The sequence below is a fragment of the Silanimonas sp. genome (genome assembly GCF_027530345.1).
GTDB lineage: Bacteria > Pseudomonadota > Gammaproteobacteria > Xanthomonadales > Xanthomonadaceae > Silanimonas.
Map to the genome: position 1 here is coordinate 107,130 of NZ_JAPZQK010000006.1, position 22,480 is coordinate 129,609.

Annotated in this window: 24 protein-coding genes and 1 riboswitch; of the genes, 11 read left to right on the top strand and 13 right to left on the bottom strand. The window is 68.7% G+C overall.

All coding sequences use genetic code 11. The features are described 5' to 3' along the window. Positions 1-9 precede the first annotated feature (9 nt). The 8 genes from O9255_RS03415 to O9255_RS03450 all read right to left on the bottom strand — a co-directional run bounded on the left by O9255_RS03415 (position 10) and on the right by O9255_RS03450 (position 9,455). Positions 10-696: a DUF4276 family protein gene (locus O9255_RS03415; RefSeq protein ID WP_297865430.1), complete on the bottom strand. Its 687-nt coding sequence runs from the start codon at positions 694-696 to the stop codon at positions 10-12. Next, a complete protein-coding gene (locus O9255_RS03420) occupies positions 693-1,790 on the bottom strand; it encodes an AAA family ATPase (protein ID WP_297865431.1) in 1,098 nt (365 codons plus the stop codon). Before O9255_RS03420 ends, O9255_RS03415 begins: the two co-directional genes overlap by 4 nt. Next, positions 1,787-3,097 carry a Xaa-Pro dipeptidase gene (gene pepQ / locus O9255_RS03425; RefSeq protein WP_297865432.1) on the bottom strand — a complete coding sequence of 437 codons (1,311 nt, stop codon included), beginning with the start codon at positions 3,095-3,097 and terminating at the stop codon, positions 1,787-1,789. Before pepQ ends, O9255_RS03420 begins: the two co-directional genes overlap by 4 nt. A 50-nt stretch (positions 3,098-3,147) precedes the next feature. After that, positions 3,148-4,233, bottom strand: a complete 1,086-nt coding sequence (locus O9255_RS03430) for an FAD:protein FMN transferase (protein ID WP_297865433.1) — start codon at positions 4,231-4,233, stop codon at positions 3,148-3,150. Continuing rightward, the gene (locus O9255_RS03435) at positions 4,200-4,562 is read right to left on the bottom strand and encodes a PilZ domain-containing protein (protein ID WP_297865434.1); all 363 of its coding nucleotides are present in this window, start codon (positions 4,560-4,562) and stop codon (positions 4,200-4,202) included. Before O9255_RS03435 ends, O9255_RS03430 begins: the two co-directional genes overlap by 34 nt. Then, positions 4,559-6,937 (bottom strand): DUF1631 domain-containing protein, encoded by a 2,379-nt coding sequence (locus tag O9255_RS03440; RefSeq protein ID WP_297865435.1) that lies wholly within the window; start codon positions 6,935-6,937, stop codon positions 4,559-4,561. The genes O9255_RS03435 and O9255_RS03440 overlap by 4 nt, the downstream gene beginning before the upstream one ends. 159 nt (positions 6,938-7,096) lie before the next feature. Continuing rightward, positions 7,097-8,923 carry a TonB-dependent receptor gene (locus O9255_RS03445; RefSeq protein ID WP_297865436.1) on the bottom strand — a complete coding sequence of 609 codons (1,827 nt, stop codon included), beginning with the start codon at positions 8,921-8,923 and terminating at the stop codon, positions 7,097-7,099. A 143-nt stretch (positions 8,924-9,066) separates the two neighbouring features. Beyond that, positions 9,067-9,249: riboswitch (cobalamin riboswitch) on the bottom strand. A gap of 23 nt (positions 9,250-9,272) precedes the next feature. After that, positions 9,273-9,455, bottom strand: coding sequence for a CPXCG motif-containing cysteine-rich protein (locus O9255_RS03450; protein WP_297865437.1), 183 nt, complete (start codon positions 9,453-9,455; stop codon positions 9,273-9,275). A gap of 95 nt (positions 9,456-9,550) precedes the next feature. Here O9255_RS03450 and O9255_RS03455 point away from each other — a divergent pair, with 95 nt between their 5' ends. Beyond that, positions 9,551-10,141, top strand: coding sequence for a histidine phosphatase family protein (locus tag O9255_RS03455; RefSeq protein WP_297865438.1), 591 nt, complete (start codon positions 9,551-9,553; stop codon positions 10,139-10,141). Positions 10,142-10,159: 18 nt separating this feature from the next. On the opposite strand, the gene hemW is transcribed toward O9255_RS03455, so the two are convergent. Genes hemW through rph form a run of 4 tightly spaced genes read right to left on the bottom strand, consistent with a single transcriptional unit; the run spans position 10,160 to position 13,166 of the window. After that, positions 10,160-11,398: a radical SAM family heme chaperone HemW gene (gene hemW, locus O9255_RS03460; protein WP_297865439.1), complete on the bottom strand. Its 1,239-nt coding sequence runs from the start codon at positions 11,396-11,398 to the stop codon at positions 10,160-10,162. A 3-nt stretch (positions 11,399-11,401) separates the two neighbouring features. Next, on the bottom strand, positions 11,402-12,016 hold the full coding sequence (gene rdgB, locus O9255_RS03465) for an RdgB/HAM1 family non-canonical purine NTP pyrophosphatase (RefSeq protein ID WP_297865440.1): 615 nt from the start codon (positions 12,014-12,016) through the stop codon (positions 11,402-11,404). Then, on the bottom strand, positions 12,013-12,426 hold the full coding sequence (locus O9255_RS03470; protein ID WP_297865441.1) for a VOC family protein: 414 nt from the start codon (positions 12,424-12,426) through the stop codon (positions 12,013-12,015). Before O9255_RS03470 ends, rdgB begins: the two co-directional genes overlap by 4 nt. A gap of 23 nt (positions 12,427-12,449) precedes the next feature. After that, complete coding sequence (gene rph / locus O9255_RS03475; protein WP_297865442.1) at positions 12,450-13,166, bottom strand: ribonuclease PH; 717 nt, start codon at positions 13,164-13,166, stop codon at positions 12,450-12,452. A 76-nt stretch (positions 13,167-13,242) separates the two neighbouring features. Between rph and O9255_RS03480 the strand changes: the two genes are divergently transcribed. The 4 genes from O9255_RS03480 (at position 13,243) to O9255_RS03495 (ending at position 16,306) form a co-directional block, all read left to right on the top strand. Then, entirely contained in the window at positions 13,243-14,106 is an 864-nt protein-coding gene (locus O9255_RS03480; RefSeq protein WP_297865443.1) for a YicC/YloC family endoribonuclease, read from the top strand. 19 nt (positions 14,107-14,125) lie between these two features. Then, the gene (gmk, locus tag O9255_RS03485; protein WP_297865444.1) at positions 14,126-14,773 is read left to right on the top strand and encodes a guanylate kinase; all 648 of its coding nucleotides are present in this window, start codon (positions 14,126-14,128) and stop codon (positions 14,771-14,773) included. 145 nt (positions 14,774-14,918) lie between these two features. Further along, complete coding sequence (rpoZ, locus tag O9255_RS03490) at positions 14,919-15,215, top strand: DNA-directed RNA polymerase subunit omega (protein ID WP_297865445.1); 297 nt, start codon at positions 14,919-14,921, stop codon at positions 15,213-15,215. Between the two features lie 122 nt (positions 15,216-15,337). After that, positions 15,338-16,306 carry an IS5 family transposase gene (locus O9255_RS03495; protein WP_297865446.1) on the top strand — a complete coding sequence of 323 codons (969 nt, stop codon included), beginning with the start codon at positions 15,338-15,340 and terminating at the stop codon, positions 16,304-16,306. A gap of 169 nt (positions 16,307-16,475) precedes the next feature. Here O9255_RS03495 and O9255_RS03500 read toward each other — a convergent pair whose 3' ends face one another. Next, the gene (locus O9255_RS03500; protein WP_297865447.1) at positions 16,476-17,177 is read right to left on the bottom strand and encodes an amino acid racemase; all 702 of its coding nucleotides are present in this window, start codon (positions 17,175-17,177) and stop codon (positions 16,476-16,478) included. Positions 17,178-17,228: 51 nt separating this feature from the next. Between O9255_RS03500 and O9255_RS03505 the strand changes: the two genes are divergently transcribed. From O9255_RS03505 to O9255_RS03530, 6 genes are all read left to right on the top strand, one after another. Continuing rightward, entirely contained in the window at positions 17,229-18,089 is an 861-nt protein-coding gene (locus tag O9255_RS03505; protein WP_297865448.1) for a methylated-DNA--[protein]-cysteine S-methyltransferase, read from the top strand. A gap of 98 nt (positions 18,090-18,187) precedes the next feature. Next, positions 18,188-18,721 carry a hypothetical protein gene (locus tag O9255_RS03510; RefSeq protein ID WP_297865449.1) on the top strand — a complete coding sequence of 178 codons (534 nt, stop codon included), beginning with the start codon at positions 18,188-18,190 and terminating at the stop codon, positions 18,719-18,721. Between the two features lie 173 nt (positions 18,722-18,894). Next, positions 18,895-19,824, top strand: a complete 930-nt coding sequence (locus O9255_RS03515; protein WP_297865450.1) for an ABC transporter ATP-binding protein — start codon at positions 18,895-18,897, stop codon at positions 19,822-19,824. After that, on the top strand, positions 19,821-20,609 hold the full coding sequence (locus tag O9255_RS03520; protein WP_297865451.1) for an ABC transporter permease: 789 nt from the start codon (positions 19,821-19,823) through the stop codon (positions 20,607-20,609). Before O9255_RS03515 ends, O9255_RS03520 begins: the two co-directional genes overlap by 4 nt. 67 nt (positions 20,610-20,676) lie before the next feature. After that, a complete protein-coding gene (locus O9255_RS03525; protein WP_297865452.1) occupies positions 20,677-21,492 on the top strand; it encodes an alpha/beta hydrolase in 816 nt (271 codons plus the stop codon). Positions 21,493-21,502: 10 nt separating this feature from the next. Then, positions 21,503-22,477, top strand: coding sequence for a GGDEF domain-containing protein (locus tag O9255_RS03530; protein WP_297865453.1), 975 nt, complete (start codon positions 21,503-21,505; stop codon positions 22,475-22,477). The last annotated feature ends 3 nt before the right edge of the window (positions 22,478-22,480 follow it).

Sequence of the window (22,480 nt, forward strand, 5' to 3'; positions counted from 1 at the left end):
TCCGAGCTTTCAGAGCGGTTGCGTGCTCAACGCTCTCAACTTCATTAGCCATCCCGAAAAGAACACGCACTCGGATTCGATCTTTGACAGTCCGATCTTCATGGCTGCAATCGGGCCATGTCGACGCTTGTGGTAGCTCGGGTTTTTCAGTGCGCGCTCAAGATGGGCCGCTGGCTTCGTCTCTGGCCGGTCATTGATGTATTCGGGTGAATGGGCTGCGGCACGCACGGCGGAAAGTTCTGCGAGGGCTGATTGCCATCCCGCTTCTACCTGCGAAAGCGTCTGAACGTCACTGAAGAGAAGGGCTTCGAACTCGTAGGGCTGGATGTGGGGAATGAAGCGCTCTGGCCGGCAACCCGCCTCAGCAACAATGTCGGCATGCAGGGCGGCTCTCAGAACATCAAGGCGCATGCCAAGATCCGTCTGCGCTTTCGAGTTGGCGTGCCCAGGGAATCCCTGATCCAGGCGGTACAGGTCAAACAACGTCGTCACAGTCGGTGCGTTGCGTTGACGCAGTGTGTTGCGCAGGTGGCGCTTGACACGGTCGTAGCGCAAAGCGCCTCCCTTGTGGCCGGGCGATGTCTCAATGGTCTCCGGGCTCAGATGCACACTGAGGCCGATGAATGCAGGCGCAAGAACATCGCGCACAAAGGTCTCTTCCGTTTGTCCTTCGCAAACGACGCAGACGCGCTTCATCGAGTTGGCCTCCCGCCAAGGACATTCCGCTTCCACAAATCGCCCAGTGTGTAGTCCTCCAGCCAATCCACAAGATCTGCTGGATCAAGCCGGCGCAGCGTGCTGGCTCCGTCCTCGCGATCTACTACAACGACATCCTCGGCGCGAAAGGCGTTCAATAGCTCCACCGACTGCGTCGACACGATCACCTGCTTGCTCTCGGCTACTTGTTTGAGCATGTCTGCAAGCAGATTAATCGCGTAGGGGTGCAGCCCGAGCTCCGGCTCGTCGATCAGTACTGTGTCGGGCAGCAGATGTGCCGGCTGCATCAGCAGGGTGGTCAAGCAGATGAAGCGCAGCGTGCCATCCGACAGCACATGGGCCTTGTAGGGCGTGTCCGGATCAGACTGCTCAAACCATTCCAGCTCGATCATGGCGGGCTTCGGGTCACGGATAACGAAGCCCCCGAAGAACGGGGCAGCCAGCTTGATGGTGTCAACGATGCGCCGATACGCATCTGGATGGCTGTTGTTGAGCGCGGCGATGTAGGCGGCAAGATTGTCTGCAGCGGGCTTGAGGCGCAGGGTGTCATTGCTCCCATGCGAGCGTTTGACTGCGGCTTCGTCGCTCGTGTCATGGAAGTGATACTGCCGCCAGCTTCTCAGTGCGCGCCGAACGTAGGTGCTTACTTGTTCCGTGTCTGTCGGCAATCTCGCTTCGTCATGTGCCGTGCCAAGAGGGAATGCTCTGATTACGTAATGGCCGTCAATCCACGTCTCTTCGCGACTGAAGATCAGGCGATTGTCAGCGGTTGGAATCAAGCTGATTCGGTATCCATTCTGGATGCCGGACGAGTTTTTCTCGAAGTAGATCTCCGCGTCCAACTGCCCGGTTCTTTTCCTGCCCCCATGGAGAATTGCGTCCGGTCCTCCTTGTCTCTGAACGAACGTTTGCAGATTCCCATCGGCCAGGGCAGCGAGAAGCTTGAAGATTCCGATGAAGTTGCTCTTGCCAGCACCATTCGCGCCAATCAGTACGTTTAGATTCTTCAGCTCGAAGTTTTCCAGCGTTGCAATGGACTTGTAGCCCCGCAGAGTGATGGTCTTGAGCTTCATGCATCCTCCGCAAACGCATCCCGCGTGATGTTCTCCGGCGCACCCTCGGTGCACACCACTTCGTCCTCGATGCGCACGCCGCCGTAGGGTGTCATCGCCTCGATCTTGTCCCAGTCGACGGCCTTCGCATGCGGGCCGGCCTTCAGCTTCGCCAACAGGGTCGGGATGAAGTACAGGCCGGGCTCGATGGTGACGACCATGCCGGGGCCCAGCTTGCGCGTCGTGCGCAGGTAGGGATGGCCGGTGGGCCGCGGGATCTCGTTGCCGTCGGCATCGTGCCGGCCGGCGACGTCGTGCACCTGCAGGCCGATCGGGTGGCCGAGGCCGTGCGGGAAGAACACGCTGGTCACGCCCTCGCTCACCATCGCGCCCGGATCCATGTCGACGATGCCGGCGTTGCGCAGCACGCTGCCCAGCCGCAGGTGGCATTCGAGGTGCAGGTCGCGGTAGTCGGCGCCGTTGCGCACCATGCCGCACAGCGCTTGCTGCTCGTCGTCGACCGCGGCGATGAGCTCGGCGAAGGCGCCGTCGTGCGCAGCGTAGGTGCGGGTGATGTCGGAGGCGTAGCCGTCCACTTCGGCGCCGGCATCGATCAGGAAGCTCAGCGGCTTCGCGGGGCGCTCCGGCGACTGGTACTGGTAGTGCAGCACCGCGGCGTGGGCGTTGAGGCCGATGATGTTGGTGTAGGGCAGGTCGAGGTCGCCGTGGCCGGTGGCCTCGAGGTAGGCGCGGTGGATCTCCAGCTCGGACGCGCCGGCGCGGAACGCGGCTTCGGCGGCGCGATGGCCCTTCACCGCGCGGCGCTGCGCGCGGCGCATGCGGTCGAGCTCGTAGGCGGTCTTGTAGCCGCGCTGGTAGTGCAACTCGTCGAGCAGCACCTTCGGGTTGTTGGGCACCACGCCCTCTAGCGCGGCATCGGCCTCGCCGACGATGGCCACGCGCCCACGCGGGAGGTGTGCCGCGGCATCCGACGGTTCGCGGAGGATGCGGATGTCGAAGTGCTCCACCCAGAAGCCCTCCGGCGGCGACGGCGGCACGTGCCAGTAATCGTCGGGCTGGTAGTACGCGAGCACCGGCTTCGAACCCGGCGTGTAGGCGATCCAGCTGTGCGGATGCTGCTGCAGCGGCACCCAGTGCTTGAAGTGCGGGTTCGGCTTGAACGGGTAGGGCCGGTCGTCGAGGAACTGGTACTTCTCCACGCCCGACGCGATGACGAGGTGGTCGAAGCCCGCCTTGGCCAGCGCGGCGTCGCTGCGCTGCTTCAGGAGGGCGAGGTGCTCGGCGTACAGGCTGGACATGGCGGTCATCGGGGCGGCGTGGAAGCCCCGATTGTGCCGCAGTGCGCCCGGCGCGTCCGTCAGCGGGTGTCGCAGGCCTCGCCGAGGTCGATGCGGCCGGCCTCCGGTACGGTGCGCTGCCATTCGAAGCGCTGGGCCAAACCCGCGGTGATCCACGCGCGCCCGTCGGTGTCGATGAGCAGGGCGCAGCCGAGGCCCATGTCGCGCACCGTGCGTTCGAAGTCGTTGGCCCCAGCCACCATCAGGGCGGTGGCGGCCGCATCCGCCACCACCGGATTGGGGTGCAGCACGGCGCTCAAGCGAGCGCCGACGGCTGGCCGGCCCGTGCGCGTGTCGAGCAGATGCGGCCAGCGTTCGCCCTCGGGCGACTCGCGGTACTTCGCGTATCGCCCCGAACTCATGAAGGCCTCGCCATCGTGCAAGGCCACACCGCCGAGCACCCCGCCCTCACCGTCGTCGAGGCCGACGCGCCACGACTTCCCGTGGTTGTCGCCGAGTGCCAGCACGTCGCCGCCGAGGTTCATCAGCGCATGCTCGACGCCGATCGCCCGCAGCGCGGCTGCGCCTTCCTCCAGTGCCAGGCCCTCGGCCATGGCGTTGAAGTCCAAGCGCAACGCCGGCGCGGTGCTCGTGCAACGCCATTGGGTGTCGCAGCGCAAGTCGTCAAGCGAATCGGGGCGCGCGGCCCACGCCACCATCACCGCGTCGACGGGCGGCGGCGTGCGGATCGGGTAGGTGCTGGTGTGGAAGCCCCAGGCCGCGACGAGTCGCCCGACGCCCGGATCGAAGGCATGGGCGCTGCGTCGCACGAGCGGCCGGCTGCGGGTGATGAGGCCTTGCAGAGCGGGCGGGGCCACGGCCTCACCCTGCGCAGCGAGCGCGTCGTTGAAGGTCGTGAGGGCGGAGGGTTCCCAAGCGTGCCAGTCGCGTTCGCGCTGCTGCCAGTGCGTGCCGAGCGCGCGCAGGGCTTCGACGCGACGGCCTTCGTCCGTTCCCGCTGGGAGCTGCAGTTCCGCCGTGCTGCCGAACACCGGCCACGCGTCGCGCGACGGCGCGGCAGGCGTGCAGGCGACGAGGCCCAGCACGGCCGCGCCGAACAGCGCGGCGCGGTTCAGACGTAGTCGCTGCCGGGCTGGTCGACCCACTGCCGGATGTGTTCCAGCGAGTTCGCAGCAACGTCGATGAAGCGGAAGCCCGCCCACACCTGGCCCGGCGCGGCGGCGTCGCCCTGCCAGAGTTCGTGCGCGCCGACCTCCACCTCCAGCGGGCGTCCGCCGCCCACGGGCAGGTCGAAGCGCAGCTGGTACAGCGCGTCCGCGCAGGGCGGGGCGCCGAGGATCAGCAGCACGCCGGATTCCGAGAGGTTGCCGATCTTGCCGACGACCTGCTCGGTCATGTTGTCGATCACGGCGATGTCGTGCGTGGCGCGGCGACGCTTGGCGCGGCGGTACTCGCTGTGCGGGCCGGTCGTCATGCCACGGCCTCCTTCAGCCGGCTGCCACCGAAGCCGGACAGCGTCTTCATCACGGCTCCCCAGGCGCGATCCAGCAGGCTCACTTTCGCCTCTTCCTCCACCAGCCTCGCCTGGCCGTTCGCCATCTGGATGGCAAGGTGTTCGATGCTCTGATCACCGATCTTCTGGCCGCGGTGGTTGACGAACATCGCCGTGCCGCTCACGGGCGAATACCACGAGAGGCGGCGGCGCACGCGGTCGCCCTGCGCGTTGGTGACGAATTCGAACCAGGTGCCGAAGGCCAGCGTCTTGATCTGCGCGACGCGGGCCAGCACCTCGGGCGTGAGCTGTTCGGGCTTCGGCTTCGCCGGTTTCTCGGTGGTGCCGAGGCGGTTCGCCGACTTCATCCGCATCAGCAATTCGGTGCGGCTGGCGGCGTCGTCGACGGCGGCCTCGGTGGCCGGCGCGATCAGTCGCTTGGCGATCGCATCGGATTCCGCTTCGTGGTAACCCACCTGGCGCAGCGATTCGGCGACTTCCTTCTGGAGTGCCGGGGCCTCGGCTTCAGCGGCGGCGGCGCCGGGCTTCGCGAGATTGACGAGCTTCTTCGCCGTTTCGAGGTGCTGCGTCCACGCCGGCGAGTCGTCGCCGTGGCGCAGGGACGTCAGGGCCATCACGTCGGTCCACGCCTGGTTCAACAGCGTGCGCGTGAAGACCGGCAGCTCGCTGCCCTCGGTGATTTCCTTGACCGCGTCGGCGGCGCGGTCGCGCGCCTGCGCAACCCGCTCCTTGCCGCGCGCGGCTTCGACGTGGCGGCGTTCGGCCACTTCGGCCTTGCGCGCGATCGTCTGCAGGTGCGAGCTCAGGTCCTTCAGCAGCGACTCGAACAGCGACATGTCGCCGTCGAAGTCGCGCAAGGTGCGGTCGACCAGGCCCTGCATCTTGCCGACCAGCGCGCCGTCGGCGTCGTCGTCCCCGAGCCAGTAGGCGCCGGTTTCGGCGACGGCGTTGAGCATCTGCCGCGCCGGGTGGTGGCTGTCGTTGAAAAAGCTCTTGTCGGAGAGTGCCACCCGCAGCAGCGGCACCTGCAGCTTGGTCAGCAGGGTCGACGCCTGGCTGCTCGGGCGGACGTCCTTGACCAGTTCGTCGAACAGCATGCCGACGAGGTCGAAGGTGTCGTTGTCCTCGTCCGGCAGCACCGGCGATTCGCCGGCCGGCGCGCTGCGGCGCAGCTGGGCGAGCAGGTCCTGCTTCAGGTGGGCGACGGTGCGCGGCACGATGCGGCCGCCCATGTTCACCGAGGTCGCGGTGCTCGGTTGCAGCAGGCTGAGGGCGTGCTGCACTTCCTGGGGCGCGGGCTGGTGCACCGGGCCGCTCGGTGCCGCCTGCGCGCCGCCACCCGAGAGCTTCGAGAGCATCGAGCGCCGCGAGGTCAGCAGGTCGCGGATCTGGTCGAACTCGGGCAGTTGCACCGGGGATGCCGAGGGCGCCGCGGGCGCCCAGGCCGCGGCCTCGCCCGGCAGGAGCCAAGGCAGCGGCGCTTCGGCTTCGCCGCCTTCGCGCGCCATGGCCGGTGGCTGGCCTGTCGTGCGGCCGTAAGCGGGCATCTGGCCCGTGCTGCGGCCATGGGCCGGGGTCTGCGCCGTGGTGCGCGCGTCCGGCGGTTCGACCGGCTTGGGCGCGGCGTCGCCTTCGACCGGCTTGGCGTCCGCGGGCCTCGATGCAGCCCGGGCCTGCGGCGCCGCCGGGCTGCGGAAGGGCATGTACTGCAGCCCCGGAAGCACGCCGTGCTTGATCAGGTGGTTGTTCAGCGCTTCGAGCAGGCGGCCGTACTCGGCGAGCATCTGGCGCTCGAACAAGCGGTACAGCAGCACCCGGTGCTCGGAGGAGATCTCGAGGTTCGCCGCGGCGACACGGAGGATCTTGCACAGCGTCTGCGGCCCGACCGGCAGGGCTTCCGCATCGAAGGCCGGCTTGCCGGCCAGAACGCCGAAGCGTTGGCCGAGCAGGTAGATCGGCAGGCTGTGGCGCATCTCGATGCGGCTGCCGATCTCGGCCAGCGTCGTCGATTCGTCCATCTCCGAGGCTTCGATCAACGACAGCTCGGCCATGTTGCGCTGCGTGGCGCGCTCGGCCTCGGTAGCGCTCGGTTCGCGGATGGCGGCCAGTTGCGCTTCGACGCCCTGCAGGAAGCGGGGAACCAGATCGGGGCGGGTGCGACGGACCGTGCGCAGGGTTTCCAGCCAGCGCACCTGGATGTTGTTGCTGCGGGCCTGCTCGGCGTTGTTGAACGCCTGCTGCTCGAACTCGTTCAGCGCCCCGGTGAGCTCACGCTCGAACGCATCGGCCGCCAGTCCGTAGAACCCCTGCAGGATCTGCCGCACCTTGCGGGGCAAGCTGCTTTTGGAAAGGCTGGCAGGGGAATTCGAGCTGGAGGCCGCTGGGCCGGGCATGCGCAAGTCCCATTGCGAATAGTCAATGAAACTGAATATAGCAGGCAGGCCGGAGCCTCGCCGCCCCCTGTGGGACGGCGAGGTGAAGGTCGCGGGCGGGGTTCAGCGACCGGGGCGCCAGGCCAGCTCGACGAGCAGGCTGCGCTCCGGGGGGGCGAAGCCGCTGGCCAGGGTGTAGCGGCGGTCAAGCAAGTTCTCGAGCCGCGCGCGCAACGCCCAGTCCGGCCCAAGATCGGCCTCGGCCCTCAGGTCGAAGCGCGTGTAGCCCCCGAGTGGGCCGTCGAAGTCCTGCCGTCGCGAGGCCGCGGTGGCGTCCAGTCCGAAGCGCAGCCCGTCGTTCGCAGGCAGGTCGAGGCTGAGTGCGCCCTTGCGGGGAGCACGGCGCAGCAACGGCGCGCCCGTGACGGCGTTCTCGGCGCGCTGCCAGCCGACGTTGCCGCGGATGCCGAGGCTGCCCAGCGTCCAGCGGCCGTCCAACTCCACGCCATCCAGCCGCGCCTGGTTGATGTTGGTCGCGCCGAAGGTGGGGCCGGCGAAAGCGATCAGGTCGGTCACCCGGCTGCGGTAGGCGGAAAGCTCGAGCCCGCGGTCCTCGCCCTGCCAGCCGAGCCCGAGCTCGGCGCTGCGCGAGCGTTCCGGGTCGAGGTTCGGATTGCCGGCGAAGCCGCCGCCGAAGCCCGGCGAGTACAACTCGTTGGTGTTCGGCGCCCGGAAGCCCTGGCCCCAGCTTGCCCGCAGGCGCCAGCCGTCGCCGAAGGCCAAGCCCCAAGCCGCCTGCGCGGTGGTCGTGCGGCCGAACTGACTGCTGTCGTCGCTGCGTGCGGCGAGGTCCCATTGCTGCGCGCCGATCGTCCCGCGCCAGGCGGTGAACACGCCCGTGTTGTTTCGGCCGCGGTCGTAGACCACCGCGTTCGAGGCATTGCGCGACACGGCGTCCTCGGCCACGCGATTGACTCCGAACAGCAGGGCCTGGCCCTCGGCCAAGGACAGGTCGTGCAGCCAGTCCGCCGAGCGGCGGCGGCTCTCGAAGCGGCTGCCGAAGCTGGAGAGCGTCTTCAGGTCTTCGCGAGCCTCGCCCAGCGCGAGGCTGTGCGACCAGCGCGCGGCCAAGGGGCCACCGAGCGTCGCGCCACCGCTCACTGAATGCGATTGCGTCAGGCCGCGATCGAACTCGACGTCGGCCACCGTGGAGAGCAGGTTCACACCGAGGGCCTGCGTGCCGAGCGTGGTGCGGCCGCCGAGGCTCAGGTGGCGATTGCGGAAGCCGTCGCGGTCCGGGTCGAAGCCGAAGCTCCTCGGCGTGCTGACGTTGTAGCCCTCCGCGTCCTGCACGCCACCACCGATGCCGAAGCTGCCGCGCTCGCCGGAGACGCCCCATTGCGCGGCGCTTTCGACGCGCTGGAAGCTGCCGAAGCGCGCCTGCGCGCCGTGCTGGCCGGGATCACGGGTGAAGATCTGGATGACGCCACCGATCGCATCCGAGCCCCAAAGCGCCGCGCGCGGGCCGCGCACGATCTCGATGCGTTCGATGCGGTCGATCGGCAGGCTGCTGAAGTCGTACAGGCCCTGCTGCACGGAGTTCACCCGCACGCCGTCGACCAGCACCAGCACATGGTTGGAATTGCCGCCGCGCAGGAACAGCGTCGATACCGAGCCGGGGCCGCCGGTGCGGGAGACGTCGATGCCCGCCTGGTGGGCCAGCAGGTCGATGAGGTCGGGGGCTTGGGCCTGTTCGATGGCGGCGCGGTCGAGCACGGTGGTCGAGGCGAGGCCGCGAGCGATCGGCATCGGCGAGCGCGTCGCGGTCACCACGACGGCATCGAGGGTTTCGGCGGAGTCGCTGGCGTCGGCGGACGACGCCGGCGCGGCAACGACGATGGGAGCGACAAGCGCCAGCGCGAGGCCGGCGGCGAGGGGAGAACGGTTCATGGACATCCTTCTTTGCAGCGCACACCCGCGGGAGGCGCGAGCGGGAACGCAAGGACGTCGATCGGCCACGACGCAAGCGAGGCCGAACCCACGCCTCGCTGCCCACCGCAGCGCGCCATGACCGCCCACGCGCCCGGGATGTGGCGCGTCGACGGTCTGAAGGCCGGTCTCCGGACTTTCCGCTTGCGATGCGTGGCGCATCGCGGCCTGCCGCCTTCCCAGGGCGAGCCCCAGTGGCGATCTGGCAGGTTGGCAGCGGATTACCGTTGCGGGGGCAGTGCCGGATTCACACCGGCTTCCCGAACACCTTCAGCGCCGAGGAGTGTAGCGGATTCGTGAAGAACTCGGCTCACTCGTCGTCGCGGAACACCCGCAGCCGTCCTCCGCGGGCACCGGGGCGCAGCTCGAATTCGATCGGTCGGCAGCACACTTGGCAATCCTCGATGTAGCGCTGCGCCTCGTCGGTCGATTCGATCTCGACCTCGATCGGTTCGCCGCAGTAGGGGCAGTCGATGGAACGCGAACGCAGCATGGGCAGGACCTCCGCCAGCGACGATACTGCGGCACCGCTGCCATGCCCCGTGAACCCGCGATGCCCGACGCCTTCGTCCCATCGATGCCCGCGCCGTGAGACCCGCCCCGCTGATTGCCATCCGCCACACGCCGGTGCAGGGCGGGCAGGGCGTGTGCTACGGCCGCAGCGATCTGCCCGTGCATGCGCGCGATGTCAGCGACGCGGCGCGACGCCTGCGCCTCGCCTTGCCGGACTGGCCCATCGCCAGTAGCCCGCTCACGCGGGCGCGCGAGCTCGCCGAGGCCACGGCAAGGGCGTTCCCAATCGAGGTCGCCCCCGGCCGCGGCGTGCCGCCCACGCCCTGGCCGATGGCGAAGGCGCGGTCTGACGTGCGCCGGATCCGATTCGACGAGCGCCTCGCCGAACTGCATTTTGGCCAATGGGAAGCCCAGCCCTGGGACGCCATCGACCGCAGCGCCTTGGCCGCGTGGGAAGCCGATCCCGCCGGCTTCCAGATGCCAGAGGGCGAGCGCTACCTCGATCTCGAGGCCCGCGTGGCGGCCGCGCTGGCGGACCACCGCGAACCGACGCTGTGGTTTACCCATGCCGGCGTCATCCGCGCGCTGCACCACCTCATCAGCGGCATCGATCGCGAGGAGGCCCTGCGCATGCCGGTGCCCTACGCCACGCCGATCCGCTTCTGAGCCGGAGCGTCCGCGGCGTCAGTCCTTCAGGAACAGGCTGACGAGGTCGTTGTTGAAGTTGCGGCCCTGCGCGGTGAGCGCATAAACCTCGCCGTTGCCTTCGAGCCAGCCGCGCGCTTCGGCCATCGCGATCTCGCCGGCGATCGCGCGGCGCGACAGCCCCGTGGCCTGCTCGAACTCGGTGAGCGCGAACGGTGCATGCAGGCGAAGACGGTTCAGCATGAAGTCGAAGGGGCGGGCGGGCATCAGCACGTCCTCGTCGCCGCCGATGAGGGCACCGTCGGGCGCGCCCGGTGCCAGCGCGGCGAGGTACTCGCGCGGGTTCTTCTTCTTCCAGCGCCGCAGGATGCGGCCATCGAAACCGAAGCTGATCTTGCCGTGCGCCCCGGCACCGATGCCGAGGTAGTCGGCATAGGTCCAGTAGGCGAGGTTGTGGCGGCACTGCCGACCCGGCTTCGCGTAGGCCGAGATCTCATAGTGGCCGAAACCGGCTTCCGCGATCCGCTGCTGGCAGGCCTCCTGCATCGCCCACGCGTCGTCTTCATCCGGCAGGCCCTCGGGCGGGCGGGCGGCGAAGACGGTGTTGGGCTCCATCGTCAGGTGGTAGTGCGAGAGGTGCGCCGGCTGCAGGGCGATCGCGCGTTCAACGTCGTGCAGCGCCATTGCCATGGTCTGGCCGGGCAGCGCGTACATCAGGTCGATGTTGAGGTTGTCGAGGCCGGCGTCCTGCGCCAGCTTCACCGCGCGCTCGGCTTCACCGCTGTCGTGGATGCGGCCCAGCGCCTTCAAGCAGCCGTCGTCGAAGCTCTGCACGCCGAAGCTCAGGCGGTTCACGCCGGCGGCGCGGTAGCCCTCGAAGCGGTCGAACTCGGCCGTGCCCGGATTGCATTCCAGCGTCACCTCCGCGCCCGGCGCGAAGCGGAGGCGCGAACTGCAGGCCGCGAGGATGTCGTTGATCGCCGAGCCAGGGAACAGGCTGGGCGTGCCGCCGCCGAAGAACACGCTGTGCACCGTGCGGCCCCAGACGTTCGGCAGGTCGAACTCGAGGTCGCGCACCAAGGCGGCGACGTACTCTGCGACCGGCAGTTCCTGCGGCCGCTGGTGCGAGTTGAAGTCGCAGTACGGGCATTTGCGCACGCACCACGGGATGTGGATGTACAGCGCCAGCGGGCCCGGCACGAGCGCGGGCGCGGCATCGTGGTCGCAGCCGGGGGCGCAGTGCTCGCTGTGCGCGTGGGGCGCGTCGTGGGCGTGCATGTCTCAGCCCGTCGCTGCGCCGCGCGCGATCCAGTCGGCGAGGCGTGCTTTCAGCACGGCCAGCGCACGGCCGCGATGGCTGATCGGGTTCTTCTGCTCGGGCGGCATCTCGCCGGCCCCGAGCCCCGTGTCCGGATCGAAGAACACCGGGTCGTAGCCGAAGCCGCCGCTGCCGCGCGCGGCCTCGAGGATCAGGCCCGGCCATTCGCCTTCAGCGATCAGCGGTTGCGGGTCCTCGGCATGGCGGAGCAGCACCAGGCAGCAGTAGAACCGCGCCGTTCGGCGTTCGCTGGGCACGCCCTGCAATTCGCTGAGCAGCTTGGCGATGTTGCCCTTGGCGTCGCCGTGCACGCCGGCGTAGTGCGCGCTGATGAGGCCCGGCGCGCCGCCGAGCGCATCGACGATCAGTCCGGAATCGTCCGCCAGCGAAGGCAGGCCGGAAATCCGCGCCGCGTTGCGTGCCTTGATCAGCGCGTTCTCGACGAAGGTGTGGCCGTCCTCGACCGGATCGGCGATGCCCAGCGCGCCCTGCGGCACCAGCTCGAGCCCGGCACCGGCCAGCAGTTCGCCGAGCTCGGCGAGCTTGCCCTTGTTGCCGCTGGCAAGAACGACCTTCATGCGGTCGCCCCGCCCGTGGCCGGTTGAATCAGGTCCCAGCGGTTGCCGTAGCGGTCGATGAAGACCACCACCTTGCCGTAGGGCTCGTCGCGCGGGGTTTCAGCGAATCGCACGCCGCGGGCGGTCATCGCCGCGACATCGCGCTCGAAATCATCGGTGTGCAGGAAGAAGCCCACGCGGCCGCCCGTCTGGTCGCCGATGCGTGTCTTTTGCGCTTCTGTCGCGGCCTTCGCCAGCAGCACGCGGCACTGCGAAGCCGGTGAGGGCGTCACTTCCACCCAGCGCTTGCCGTTGCCGCGATCCTCGTCGCAGACCAGCGTGAAGCCAAGATCGTCGACGTAGTGGCGGATGGCAGTGTCGTAATCGTCGACGACGAGCGCGAAGAGGGCGAGGTGGCGGTGGGCGCTCATGTGGTGGCGGTGCCTGACGGGGCTCAGCCCGCCAGCGCCGCGCGCTGCGCGGCGACCAGCTCGGCGATGCCCTTCTCGGCCAAAGCCAGCATCGCGTCCATCTCGCTGCGGCGGAAGGCATGGCCTTCGGCCGTGCCTTGCACCTCGATGAAGCCACCGCCGTCGTTCATCACCACGTTCATGTCGGTGTCGCAGTCGCTGTCCTCGGCGTAGTCGAGGTCGAGCACCGGTTCGCCGCGATAGATGCCCACCGAGACCGCCGCCACGGCGCCGAAGATCGGATTCCGCGTGGTCTTCAGTGTCGAGACCGCGTCCACCAGGGCCACGTAGGCGCCGGTGATCGCCGCGGTGCGCGTGCCGCCGTCGGCCTGCAGCACGTCGCAGTCGAGCGTGATGGTGCGTTCGCCCAGTGCGTTGCGATCCACGCAGGCCCGCAGGCTGCGGCCGATCAGGCGCTGGATCTCCAGCGTGCGGCCGCCCTGCTTGCCCTGCGCCGCCTCGCGGCCCATGCGCGAGTTGGTCGAGCGCGGCAGCATGCCGTACTCGGCGGTGATCCAGCCTTCGCCCTTGCCGCGCAGGAAGCCCGGCACGCGCTCCTCGACGCTGGCGGTGCACAGCACCTTGGTGTCGCCGAAGCTCACCAGCACCGAGCCTTCGGCGTGCTTGGTGTAGCGGCGCTCGATGCTCACGGAGCGCATCTGGTCGGGTTGGCGGCCACTGGGGCGGGCGATGGCGGTCATGGAACGGGCCGGTGGTGGCGAAAGGGCGCGGAGTTTACCATCCGCGTCCCTGCCGCCCGCCGCGCGAGCCACCCGCATGATCCGCAGCATGACCGCCTTCGCCGCGGTCGAACGCGCCACCGCCGCCGGCACGCTCGCCCTCGAGCTGCGTGCGGTGAACCATCGCTACCTCGAACTCTCCCTGCGCCTGCCGGACGAACTGCGCGTGCTGGAGCCGATGCTGCGCGAGAAGGTCGCCGCGAAGATCTCGCGCGGCAAGCTCGACCTCGGCCTGCGCCTGCGCAGCAGCGGCGACGCCCTTCGCCCGCTGAGCGTGAACGAGGCGCGCCTGCAGCAGCTCACCGAGCTGCACGCCACCTTCGCCGCGCGCTTCAGCACGCTGGAAACCAGCTTCACCGACCTGCTCGCCTTCCCCGGCGTCCTGGCCGATGCCGGCACCGACATGGACGCCCTGCGCGCCGAGGCCGCCGCGCTGGCCGATGCGCTGCTGGCCGATTTCCTCGCCCATCGCGAACGCGAGGGCAAGGCGCTCGCCGCGTTGATCGAGGAGCGGCTCAAGGCCATCGAAACCATCATCGCGACCGTGCGCGGCGTGCTGCCGGAGCTGCGCAGCGCGATCCGCCAGCGCATCGAGACCCGCTTCGGCGAACTGAAGATCGAGGTCGATCCGGCACGGCTCGAGCAGGAACTCGTGCTGCTGCTGCAGCGTGCCGATGTCGACGAGGAACTTGACCGCCTCGCCACCCACGTGGTCGAAGCCCGCCATGCCATGAAGCGCGGCGAGGCCGTCGGCCGTCGGCTCGATTTCCTGCTGCAGGAGTTCAACCGCGAGGCGAACACGCTGGGCTCGAAGGCGGTCGACGCCCGCTTGACCCAGGCCTCGGTCGAACTGAAGGTGCTGATCGAGCAGATCCGCGAACAAGTGCAGAACATCGAGTGAGGCCGGAGGGCCGCCCCGCATGAGCCACCCCCACGCCCCCACCGAACGCGGCACCCTGTTCGTCGTCGCCGCGCCCTCGGGCGCCGGCAAGTCGAGCATGGTCAACGCCGTCCTCGCCCGCGAACCCGGCATCGCGCTGTCGATCAGCTACACCTCGCGCGCGCCGCGCCCCGGCGAACGCCACGCCCACCACTACCACTTCGTCGACAAGGCCGAGTTCGAGCGGATGATCGCCGCCGGCGACTTCTTCGAATACGCGCTGGTGCACGGCGACTACAAGGGCACGGCCCGGCAGTCGGTCGAGCCGCAGCTGGCCGCGGGCAAGGACGTGCTGCTCGAGATCGACTGGCAGGGCGCCCGCCAGGTCCGGGAGAAGATCCCGGACGCGGTCAGCGTCTTCATCCTGCCGCCGTCCACCGACACCCTCGAGACCCGCATGCGCAACCGCGGGCAGGACAGCGAGGCCGTGATCGCCCAGCGTCTCGCCGCGGCGCAGGAGGAGATGTCGCACGCGTCCGAGTTCGACTACTGGATCGTCAACGAGCACTTCGACACGGCCGCCAACGAGCTGCGTTCGATCTTCATCGCCCACCGCCTGCGCCGGGAAGCCCAGGTGCGTCGTCACGCCAGCCTGTTCGCCGGGCTGATGGCGGGTTACGAGCCTTGATCCACTACAAGTCGTTGATCTGATTGGTGGGTCGGCAGGCTCGTTCAGGCCCGGGCGGGGATTTTCCTTGCCCGCAGGCAGCCCGCCCGCTATCCTGCGCGGTCTTTGAAGGCAGGCCCGTCGGCCCGCCGAGCCGGAGTACCGCATGGCCCGCATCACCGTTGAAGATTGCCTGGACGTCGTGAACAACCGCTTCGAGCTGGTCGTTCTGGCCTCGAAGCGCGCCCGCCAGCTGGCCAAGGGCGCCGAGCCGACCCTCGACAACAGCGAGCACGAAGACAAGCCGACCGTGCTGGCCCTGCGCGAGATCGCCGCCCGCCAGATCGACGAAGCGCTGATCGAGCAGGTCGAGAAGGCCGAGCGCGAGCGCCGCGAGCGCGAAGCCCTCGAGTGGGCCGCCGCCGAGGTGGTGGACGACGACATGAAGGGTGGCGACGACTGATCCACGTCGTCATCACGACCCTCGCGCGGCTTTCCGCTGCGTGAACCAAGGCCCGTTAAGGAAGGTCTGAACAACTCCTCCACTTTCGGCGAGAATCGGTCATCGCTTCAAGGGTGAGTTCGATGCAGCTTTCGTTTGGTGATGCTGAGGATCTTGGAGGCCGCAAGCGCACGCGGCGCGAGGTGTTCTTGGCCGAGATGGACCAGGTGGTGCCGTGGAAGGCGCTGCTTGCCCTGATCGAGCCGCATTACCCGAAGATGGGCCGGCCTGGCCGCCAGCCGTATGCCTTGGCGACGATGCTGCGGATCCACCTCCTGCAGCAGTGGTACGCGCTGTCCGACCCGGCGATGGAAGAGGCGCTGGTCGACACGCCGGTCATGCGGCGGTTCGCGCAGCTCGGTGGGCTGGACGACATCCCGGACGAGACGACGATCTTGAACTTCCGGCGTTTGCTGGAGACGCATGGCTTGGCCGAGAAGCTGTTCAAGCAGGTCAATGCGCACCTACAGCGCAAGGGCCTGAGTCTGCGATCGGGCACGATCGTCGACGCGACGATCATCAACGCGCCGAGCTCGACGAAGAACGCTGACGGCGAGCGGGATCCGGAGATGCACCAGGCGAAGAAGGGCAACCAGTGGTTCTTCGGGATGAAGGCGCACATCGGCGTGGACGACGCGTCGGGCTTGGTGCACCACGTGGAATGCACGGCGGCGAACGTGTCGGACGTGACGCAGGCGCACAGGCTGCTGCACGGCAAGGAGGACGTGGTGTACGGCGACAGTGGCTACACCGGCATCGCGAAGCGCGAGGAGTTGAAGGACGTTGATGCGGTGTTTTTCATTGCCGAGAAGCCCTCGGTGATCAAGGCGATGAAGACGAAGCGCGAGCAGAAGCAGGCCCGGGCGCTGGAGCGCTTGAAGGCGAGCGTGCGAGCCAAGGTCGAGCATCCGTTCCGGGTGATCAAGCGACAGTTCGGCTACGTGAAGGTTCGCTATCGCGGCATCGCGAAGAACGCGGCCCAGGTGCTGACGCTGTTCGCGCTGTCGAACCTGTGGATGTCGCGCCGGCGTTTGATGCCGGCGGCAGGGTAAGTGCGTCCGCTGAACGGGGAAACCCGTCTGGCGGCGCGGCAAAACGTGGAATTCCGACCGGATTGACGCGATTTCGGCCTTCCTGCCGCGAAATCACGAGGGTTCGGCGGATTGTTCAGACCTTCCTTAGGCGCCGAAGAACGCGCAGGCGGCCTGAAGCACGCCGCGCTCAGGCCTCGCCCAGCAACCAGGCCACGCCGGCCGCGGCGTGGAGCGCCATGGTGTCGAACAGCGGCACGGCGCTGTCCTCGTCGCGCACGATCATCATCAGCTCGGTGCAGCCGAGGATGACGCCCTCGGCACCGGCGGCCACGCCGCGCGCGATCACCGCTCGAAGCTGCTCGCGCGAAGCATCGAGCACCCGACCGGCGACCAGCTCCTCGAAGATGACGCGATGCACCTCGGCGCGGTCGGCGGCCTCGGGAACGAACACCTCGAGCCCTTCGGCGCGCAGGCGGTCGAGCAGGAAAGGCTGCTCCATCGCGAACGCCGTGCCGAGGAAGAGCAGTCGCCGGCAGCCGGCCGCGCGCGCCGCGGCGGCCGTGGGCGTGGCGATGTGCAGCACCGGTAAGCCGCCACCGGCTTCCACCGCGTCGACGAGCTTGTGCATTGTGTTCGCGCAGATCATCACCGCACTGGCACCCGCCGTCGCGAGGCCGCGCGCCGCGTCGGCCATCAGCAGCGCGAGCTCGTCCCAGCGCCCCGCGTGCTGAAGCGCGCTGATGCGGGCGAAATCAAAGGAATGCAGGCGAAGCTCGGCAGCATGCGGCGCACCGCGCGCCTCGCGCACGCCCTCGTTGAGGGCGCGGTAGTAGTGGGCGGTGCTTTCCCAGCTGATGCCGCCGATGAGGCCGAGGACGCGATCCGACATGGCGGCAAGAAGCGGAGTGCGGGCGCAGCCCGGGGCGGCCAGAATGCCGCCATGCCCGACCGCTACGCCACCTTCCGTGACTGCGACGACGCCACGTTGATTGCGATGGCGCGCGCCATCGTCGCCCGCGCCGACGAGCCGTGGCCCTTGGCGGCGATGGCCGCCGAATTCGGCCTCTCGCCCTCGGCCTTCCAGCGCCGCTTCACCGCGCTCGTCGGGCTGTCGCCCAAGGCCCTGCAGGACGCCGCGCGGCTCGGCCGCCTGAAGCAGGCGCTCAAGGCCGGCTCCACGGTCACCGACGCGATCCTCGAGGCCGGCTTCGGCTCGACCAGCCGGGTGTACGGCGAAGCGCCACGCGACCTCGGCATGACCCTCTCGGCCTACCGCGACGGTGCCCCGGGCGAGACGATCCACTGGGCGGCGCGGCGCACGCGGCTCGGGTGGCTGGCGATGGCCGCCACCGCGCGCGGCGTGTGCTTCGCGCAGTTCGGCGATAGCGCCGATTCGCTCCGCACCGAACTCGGCCGCGAATTTCCGAAGGCCACGATCCTCGCCAGCGAAGCCCACGCGCCGCTCGATGCCTGGATCGACGCCCTCGACGCCCACCTCTCGCGCTCGGCCCCCGCGCCCGACCTGCCGCTCGACCTCCGCGGCACCGCGTTCCAGATGCGGGTGTGGCGTTTCCTGCAAGGCATCCCGCTCGGCGAAACGCGTTCGTATGCCGACGTCGCCGCCGGCATCGGCGCACCGAAGGCCACGCGCGCGGTGGGGACGGCCTGCGGCGCGAACCGGGTGGCCGTTCTGGTGCCCTGCCATCGCGTGCTTCGAGGCGACGGGGCGCTCGGCGGCTACCGCTGGGGGCTGGAGCGCAAGCGCGCGCTACTCAAGACAGAGGCGACGACGACCCAGTGACGAGCCCCAAACGCTTGCCCCCCCCCCCACGGACTCGCCTAGGATTGAATCGCGCCTTGCGGTGCACCCCCCAACTCAATGACAGAGGACGTTCCCCCATGTCCATGCTTGGACTCACGCTTGCGCTCGCGGTTGCTGCCGCGCCCGAAGCCGCAACTCCCGAGATGATTCCGCCGGCTGCTGCCCAGTGCGTTGGGCAAAGTGTGTTGATCGAATCCCGCCGATCGTTGCGTGGTGCAGAGGCCGCCCGCACGCACGAAGCGGTCGGACGTATCGTTCTCCAAACACCGGGGCTTTCAAACTCTAGTCGCACTTCGTTTCTTCGCCGATCGCCGGCAACGGTCGGCACGGCGTACGCTATTTCTCGTCGAACGATCTGCATTGCGGCCGCTGAAGCGACAACGAAGGGTGTCGTCGATCCGCCTGATTTCCCGGACATTCCGCTCGACCGTTTCGCGTCACCCGGGGACACCTTTGTCTACAGCACGTGCGACCCCATCAGCAGATACAAGGCGACGTACACGCTCCGCTATGTGAGCGACAAGGACGGTAACCCGGCCACGAAAGACCCGGGCTGGATCATCGACAAGGAAGTGAAAGAGTTGCTTACCGCCGGTTGCCCCGTCGAGTAACGAGCTTGGGGGAGGGGTCCGCAACGGCTCCCTCCTCGCTCCACCGGGACTGCAGCCGCCGTACCGTCGCGCTGAACGCCGCATTCCGGCGCAGCTACGCGCCAGCTGCCCGGCGCGGAAGCCGGGGCACCTATACTTCACGCCCTGCACTCCCGCCCGCCGCCTGAAGGCCCATGGCCGCCGTCCCCGCGCTCTGCGTCACCGACCTCCGCAAGACCTACGACAACAAGACCGAGGCCCTGAAGGGCGTCTCGCTCAGCGTGCAGCCCGGCGACTTCTTCGCCCTGCTCGGCCCCAACGGCGCCGGCAAGAGCACCCTGATCGGCATCGTCAGTTCGCTGGTGAATGCCAGCTCGGGCTCGGTCTCGATCTTCGGCGTCGACCGCTTCGCCCACCGCGAAGACGCGATGCGGCTCCTCGGCCTCGTGCCGCAGGAGATCAACTTCAACATGTTCGAGAAGCCCTTCGACATCCTCGTGAACTACGCCGGCTTCTATGGCGTGCCGCGCGCCGAGGCCGAACGCCGCGCCGAGGAGCAGCTGAAGCTCGCGCAGCTGTGGGAGAAGGCGCAGGTGATGAGCCGCACGCTCTCCGGCGGCATGAAGCGCCGGCTGATGATCGCCCGCGCGATGATGACGAACCCGCGCTTGCTGATCCTCGACGAGCCCACCGCGGGCGTCGACATCGAGATCCGTCGCGGCATGTGGAAGCTGCTGCGGGAAATCAACGCGCAGGGCACCACCATCATCCTCACCACGCACTACCTCGAGGAGGCGGAGAACCTCTGCCGCAATCTCGCCATCATCGACAAGGGCCGCATCGTCGAGCAGGGCCCGATGCGCGACCTGCTGGCCAAGCTCGACGTCGAGGGTTTCGTGTTCGACATCGAAGGCGCCTTGCCGGCCACGCTGCCGGCCATCGAGGGCGTCAAGCTGCACGCCGAGAACAGCCAGACGCTGAAGCTCGAGATGCCGCGCGAGATGGACCTCAACCGCGTCTTCGCCGCCTTCCAGCAGGCCGGCATCACCGTGCGCTCGATGCGCAACGAGGTGAACCGCCTCGAGGAGCTCTTCGTCCGCCTGACCAACAAGGACGCCGCATGAGCGCCGCCACCCCCAACCCCAACTGGACGGCGTTCCGCACCATCATCCGCCGCGAAGTCGCGCGCATCGTCCGCATCTGGGGCCAGACCCTGGTGCCGCCGGCGATCACGATGACGCTGTACTTCCTGATCTTCGGCAAGTTGATCGGCAGCAAGATCGGCGACATGGGCGGCTTCAGCTACATGGACTTCATCGTGCCGGGCCTGGTGATGATGTCGGTGATCCAGAACGCCTACGGCAACATCAGCTCCAGCTTCTTCGGCGCGAAGTTCGGCCGCCACATCGAGGAGCTGCTGGTGGCGCCGCTGCCGAACTGGGTGATCCTCGGCGGCTACGTCGGCGGCGCGGTGCTCCGCGGCTTCATGGTCGGCGCCATCGTGCTGGCCGTGGCGATGCTGTTCACCAAGGTGCGCGTGCACGATTGGGCGGTGACGGTGAGCACCGTCCTGCTCGGCGCGGTGATCTTCTCGCTCGCCGGCTTCGTCAACGCGGTGTACGCGAAGAAGTTCGACGACATCGCGATCATCCCCACCTTCATCCTGACGCCACTCACCTACCTCGGCGGCGTGTTCTATTCGGTGAAGCTGCTGCCGGACTGGGCCGAAGCGGCCACGCACGCCAACCCGATCTTCTACATGGTCAATGCCTTCCGCTACGGCCTGCTCGGCACCGGCGCCACCGACGTGCCGCTGTGGAGCGCGTATGCCGTGATGCTGGGCGCCGTCATCGCACTGACCTGGCTCGGCCTGTGGCTGCTGCAGCGCGGCGTCGGCCTGCGCAGCTGAGGAACCCCCGCCCGATTCGGGCGGGCGCTATGCTCCACGCGACCAACTCGGGGCGCGGGAGTACGTGATGGACGACGCTGCCACGCTCGATATCCACCGGCGCCACCGCGTGCGGGTGGAGGGAACCGGCCCCACCCTGCTCTACGCGCACGGCTTCGGCTGCAGCCAAGCCATGTGGGACGCAATCCTGCCGGCGTTCGCCGGGAGCCATCGCCAAGTCGCGTTCGATTACGCCGGATCAGGCCGGTCCGATCGTGCCGCGTACGATCCGAAGCGCCACGCCTCGCTCGAAGGCTACGCCGACGACCTGCTCGCGATCGCGCGCAGCGTCGCGCCGCCCGAAGGCCTCACCCTCGTGGCCCACTCGGTGAGCTGCAGCATCGGCATGCTCGCCGCCGCGCGCGAGCCCGCCCTCTTCCGCGACCTCGTTCTGCTCGGCCCGAACCCCTGCTTCATCGACCATCCGCCCGACTACATCGGTGGCTTCCAGCGCGCCGACCTCGAAGGCCTGCTCACCCTGATGGACCAGAACTACCTGGGCTGGGCGCAGACGCTGGCCCCGGTGGTCGCCGGCGAAGGCGGCGGGGCCGAGGTGGCAGGGCGGCTTTCCGAAAGCTTCTGCTCGACCGACCCCGATGTGGCGCGCCAGTTCGCTGCGGCCACCTTCTTCTCGGACAACCGCGCCGACGTCGAGCGCGTCCGCACGCCCGCGCTGCTGCTGCAGCACCGCCACGACGCGCTCGCACCTCTGGACGTCGGGCGCTGGCTGAAGGCGCGCCTCCCGCAGGCCACGCTGGAGGTGCTCGACGTCGCCGGCCATTGCGCCCACATGAGCCACCCGGCGCTGGTGGTCGACGCGCTGCGGAGGCGGCTTGCCCGCTGAGCGCTCATCGATGGCCGAGCTGCTGCCGCGCCTGCCGGCGCTGGTGGTCGTCACCGATGCGAGCGGGAGCCTGCAGACGATCACTGGCGACGTCGTCGAAGAGCTGGGCATCGAAGCCGGCGCCCTCGACTACATCGGCACGCTGTTCGGCCGCGCCTCGGCCATTTTTCTTGAGACCCACCTCTGGCCGCTGCTGCGTCGCGATGGGCGTTTCGATGAATGCCACGTGCTGCTGCAGTCGCCGGGCGGCACCCCATGGCCCTGCCTCGTCAGCGCACGTCGCCTCGACGACGGCGCGCGGGTGCTCTGGCTGTTCTTCCCCGCGAGGGAGCGCGCGCGCTTCGAAGCCGAGCTGGTGGCCGCACGTCAGTCCGCGCAGGGTCTCGCGCGCGAGCTGGCCGAGGCCAATCGGCGCCTCGAGGCGCAGTCCGAAGCCATCCGCACGCGCAACGACGAGCTTGACCAGCTCGCCCGCACCGACCCGCTCACGGGCCTCGGCAACCGGCGCGCGCTCGATGCCGCGTTCATGGCCAGGCCGGCCGCCCCGCAGGACGGCACGCCGTCAACCGACAGTGCGTTGCTCATGGTCGATGCCGACCACTTCAAGGCCATCAACGACCGCTGGGGCCATGACGTCGGCGACACCGTGCTGGTGGCCATGGCAGGCGTTCTCCGAACCTGCCTGCGGCGCAGCGACACCGTCGTGCGCCTTGGCGGCGAAGAGTTCGCGTTGTGGCTTCCCGACGCGAGCCCCGAGGCCGCCGCTCGCGTGGCGGAAACCGTGCACGCCAAGATGGCGGCCATGCTGCTGCCGGATGCCACCCAGGCACTGACGGTGAGCATCGGCGCGGCGATGCTCGGCGGCCAACGCCATCGCAACGACCTCGCCTTGCTGCTCAAGCGCGCCGACGAAGCGCTTTACCTCGCGAAGAGCGCCGGCCGGCACTGCACGCGCCGGGCGGACGCGCTGCCGCATGCCGACTGACGA

Bases quoted from the DNA above. Each gene is read 5' to 3' on its own strand.
- pepQ (WP_297865432.1), bottom strand. From the start codon at position 3,097: ATGACCGCCATGTCCAGCCTGTACGCCGAGCACCTCGCCCTCCTGAAG.
- O9255_RS03530 (WP_297865453.1), top strand. From the start codon at position 21,503: ATGGCCGAGCTGCTGCCGCGCCTGCCGGCGCTGGTGGTCGTCACCGAT.
- hemW (WP_297865439.1), bottom strand. From the start codon at position 11,398: ATGCACGCCCACGACGCGCCCCACGCGCACAGCGAGCACTGCGCCCCC.
- O9255_RS03525 (WP_297865452.1), top strand. From the start codon at position 20,677: ATGGACGACGCTGCCACGCTCGATATCCACCGGCGCCACCGCGTGCGG.
- O9255_RS03445 (WP_297865436.1), bottom strand. From the start codon at position 8,923: ATGAACCGTTCTCCCCTCGCCGCCGGCCTCGCGCTGGCGCTTGTCGCT.
- rdgB (WP_297865440.1), bottom strand. From the start codon at position 12,016: ATGAAGGTCGTTCTTGCCAGCGGCAACAAGGGCAAGCTCGCCGAGCTC.
- O9255_RS03510 (WP_297865449.1), top strand. From the start codon at position 18,188: ATGTCCATGCTTGGACTCACGCTTGCGCTCGCGGTTGCTGCCGCGCCC.
- O9255_RS03495 (WP_297865446.1), top strand. From the start codon at position 15,338: ATGCAGCTTTCGTTTGGTGATGCTGAGGATCTTGGAGGCCGCAAGCGC.
- O9255_RS03480 (WP_297865443.1), top strand. From the start codon at position 13,243: ATGATCCGCAGCATGACCGCCTTCGCCGCGGTCGAACGCGCCACCGCC.
- O9255_RS03505 (WP_297865448.1), top strand. From the start codon at position 17,229: ATGCCCGACCGCTACGCCACCTTCCGTGACTGCGACGACGCCACGTTG.
- gmk (WP_297865444.1), top strand. From the start codon at position 14,126: ATGAGCCACCCCCACGCCCCCACCGAACGCGGCACCCTGTTCGTCGTC.
- O9255_RS03500 (WP_297865447.1), bottom strand. From the start codon at position 17,177: ATGTCGGATCGCGTCCTCGGCCTCATCGGCGGCATCAGCTGGGAAAGC.
- O9255_RS03450 (WP_297865437.1), bottom strand. From the start codon at position 9,455: ATGCTGCGTTCGCGTTCCATCGACTGCCCCTACTGCGGCGAACCGATC.
- O9255_RS03470 (WP_297865441.1), bottom strand. From the start codon at position 12,426: ATGAGCGCCCACCGCCACCTCGCCCTCTTCGCGCTCGTCGTCGACGAT.
- O9255_RS03435 (WP_297865434.1), bottom strand. From the start codon at position 4,562: ATGACGACCGGCCCGCACAGCGAGTACCGCCGCGCCAAGCGTCGCCGC.
- O9255_RS03420 (WP_297865431.1), bottom strand. From the start codon at position 1,790: ATGAAGCTCAAGACCATCACTCTGCGGGGCTACAAGTCCATTGCAACG.
- O9255_RS03515 (WP_297865450.1), top strand. From the start codon at position 18,895: ATGGCCGCCGTCCCCGCGCTCTGCGTCACCGACCTCCGCAAGACCTAC.
- rpoZ (WP_297865445.1), top strand. From the start codon at position 14,919: ATGGCCCGCATCACCGTTGAAGATTGCCTGGACGTCGTGAACAACCGC.
- O9255_RS03415 (WP_297865430.1), bottom strand. From the start codon at position 696: ATGAAGCGCGTCTGCGTCGTTTGCGAAGGACAAACGGAAGAGACCTTT.
- rph (WP_297865442.1), bottom strand. From the start codon at position 13,166: ATGACCGCCATCGCCCGCCCCAGTGGCCGCCAACCCGACCAGATGCGC.
- O9255_RS03520 (WP_297865451.1), top strand. From the start codon at position 19,821: ATGAGCGCCGCCACCCCCAACCCCAACTGGACGGCGTTCCGCACCATC.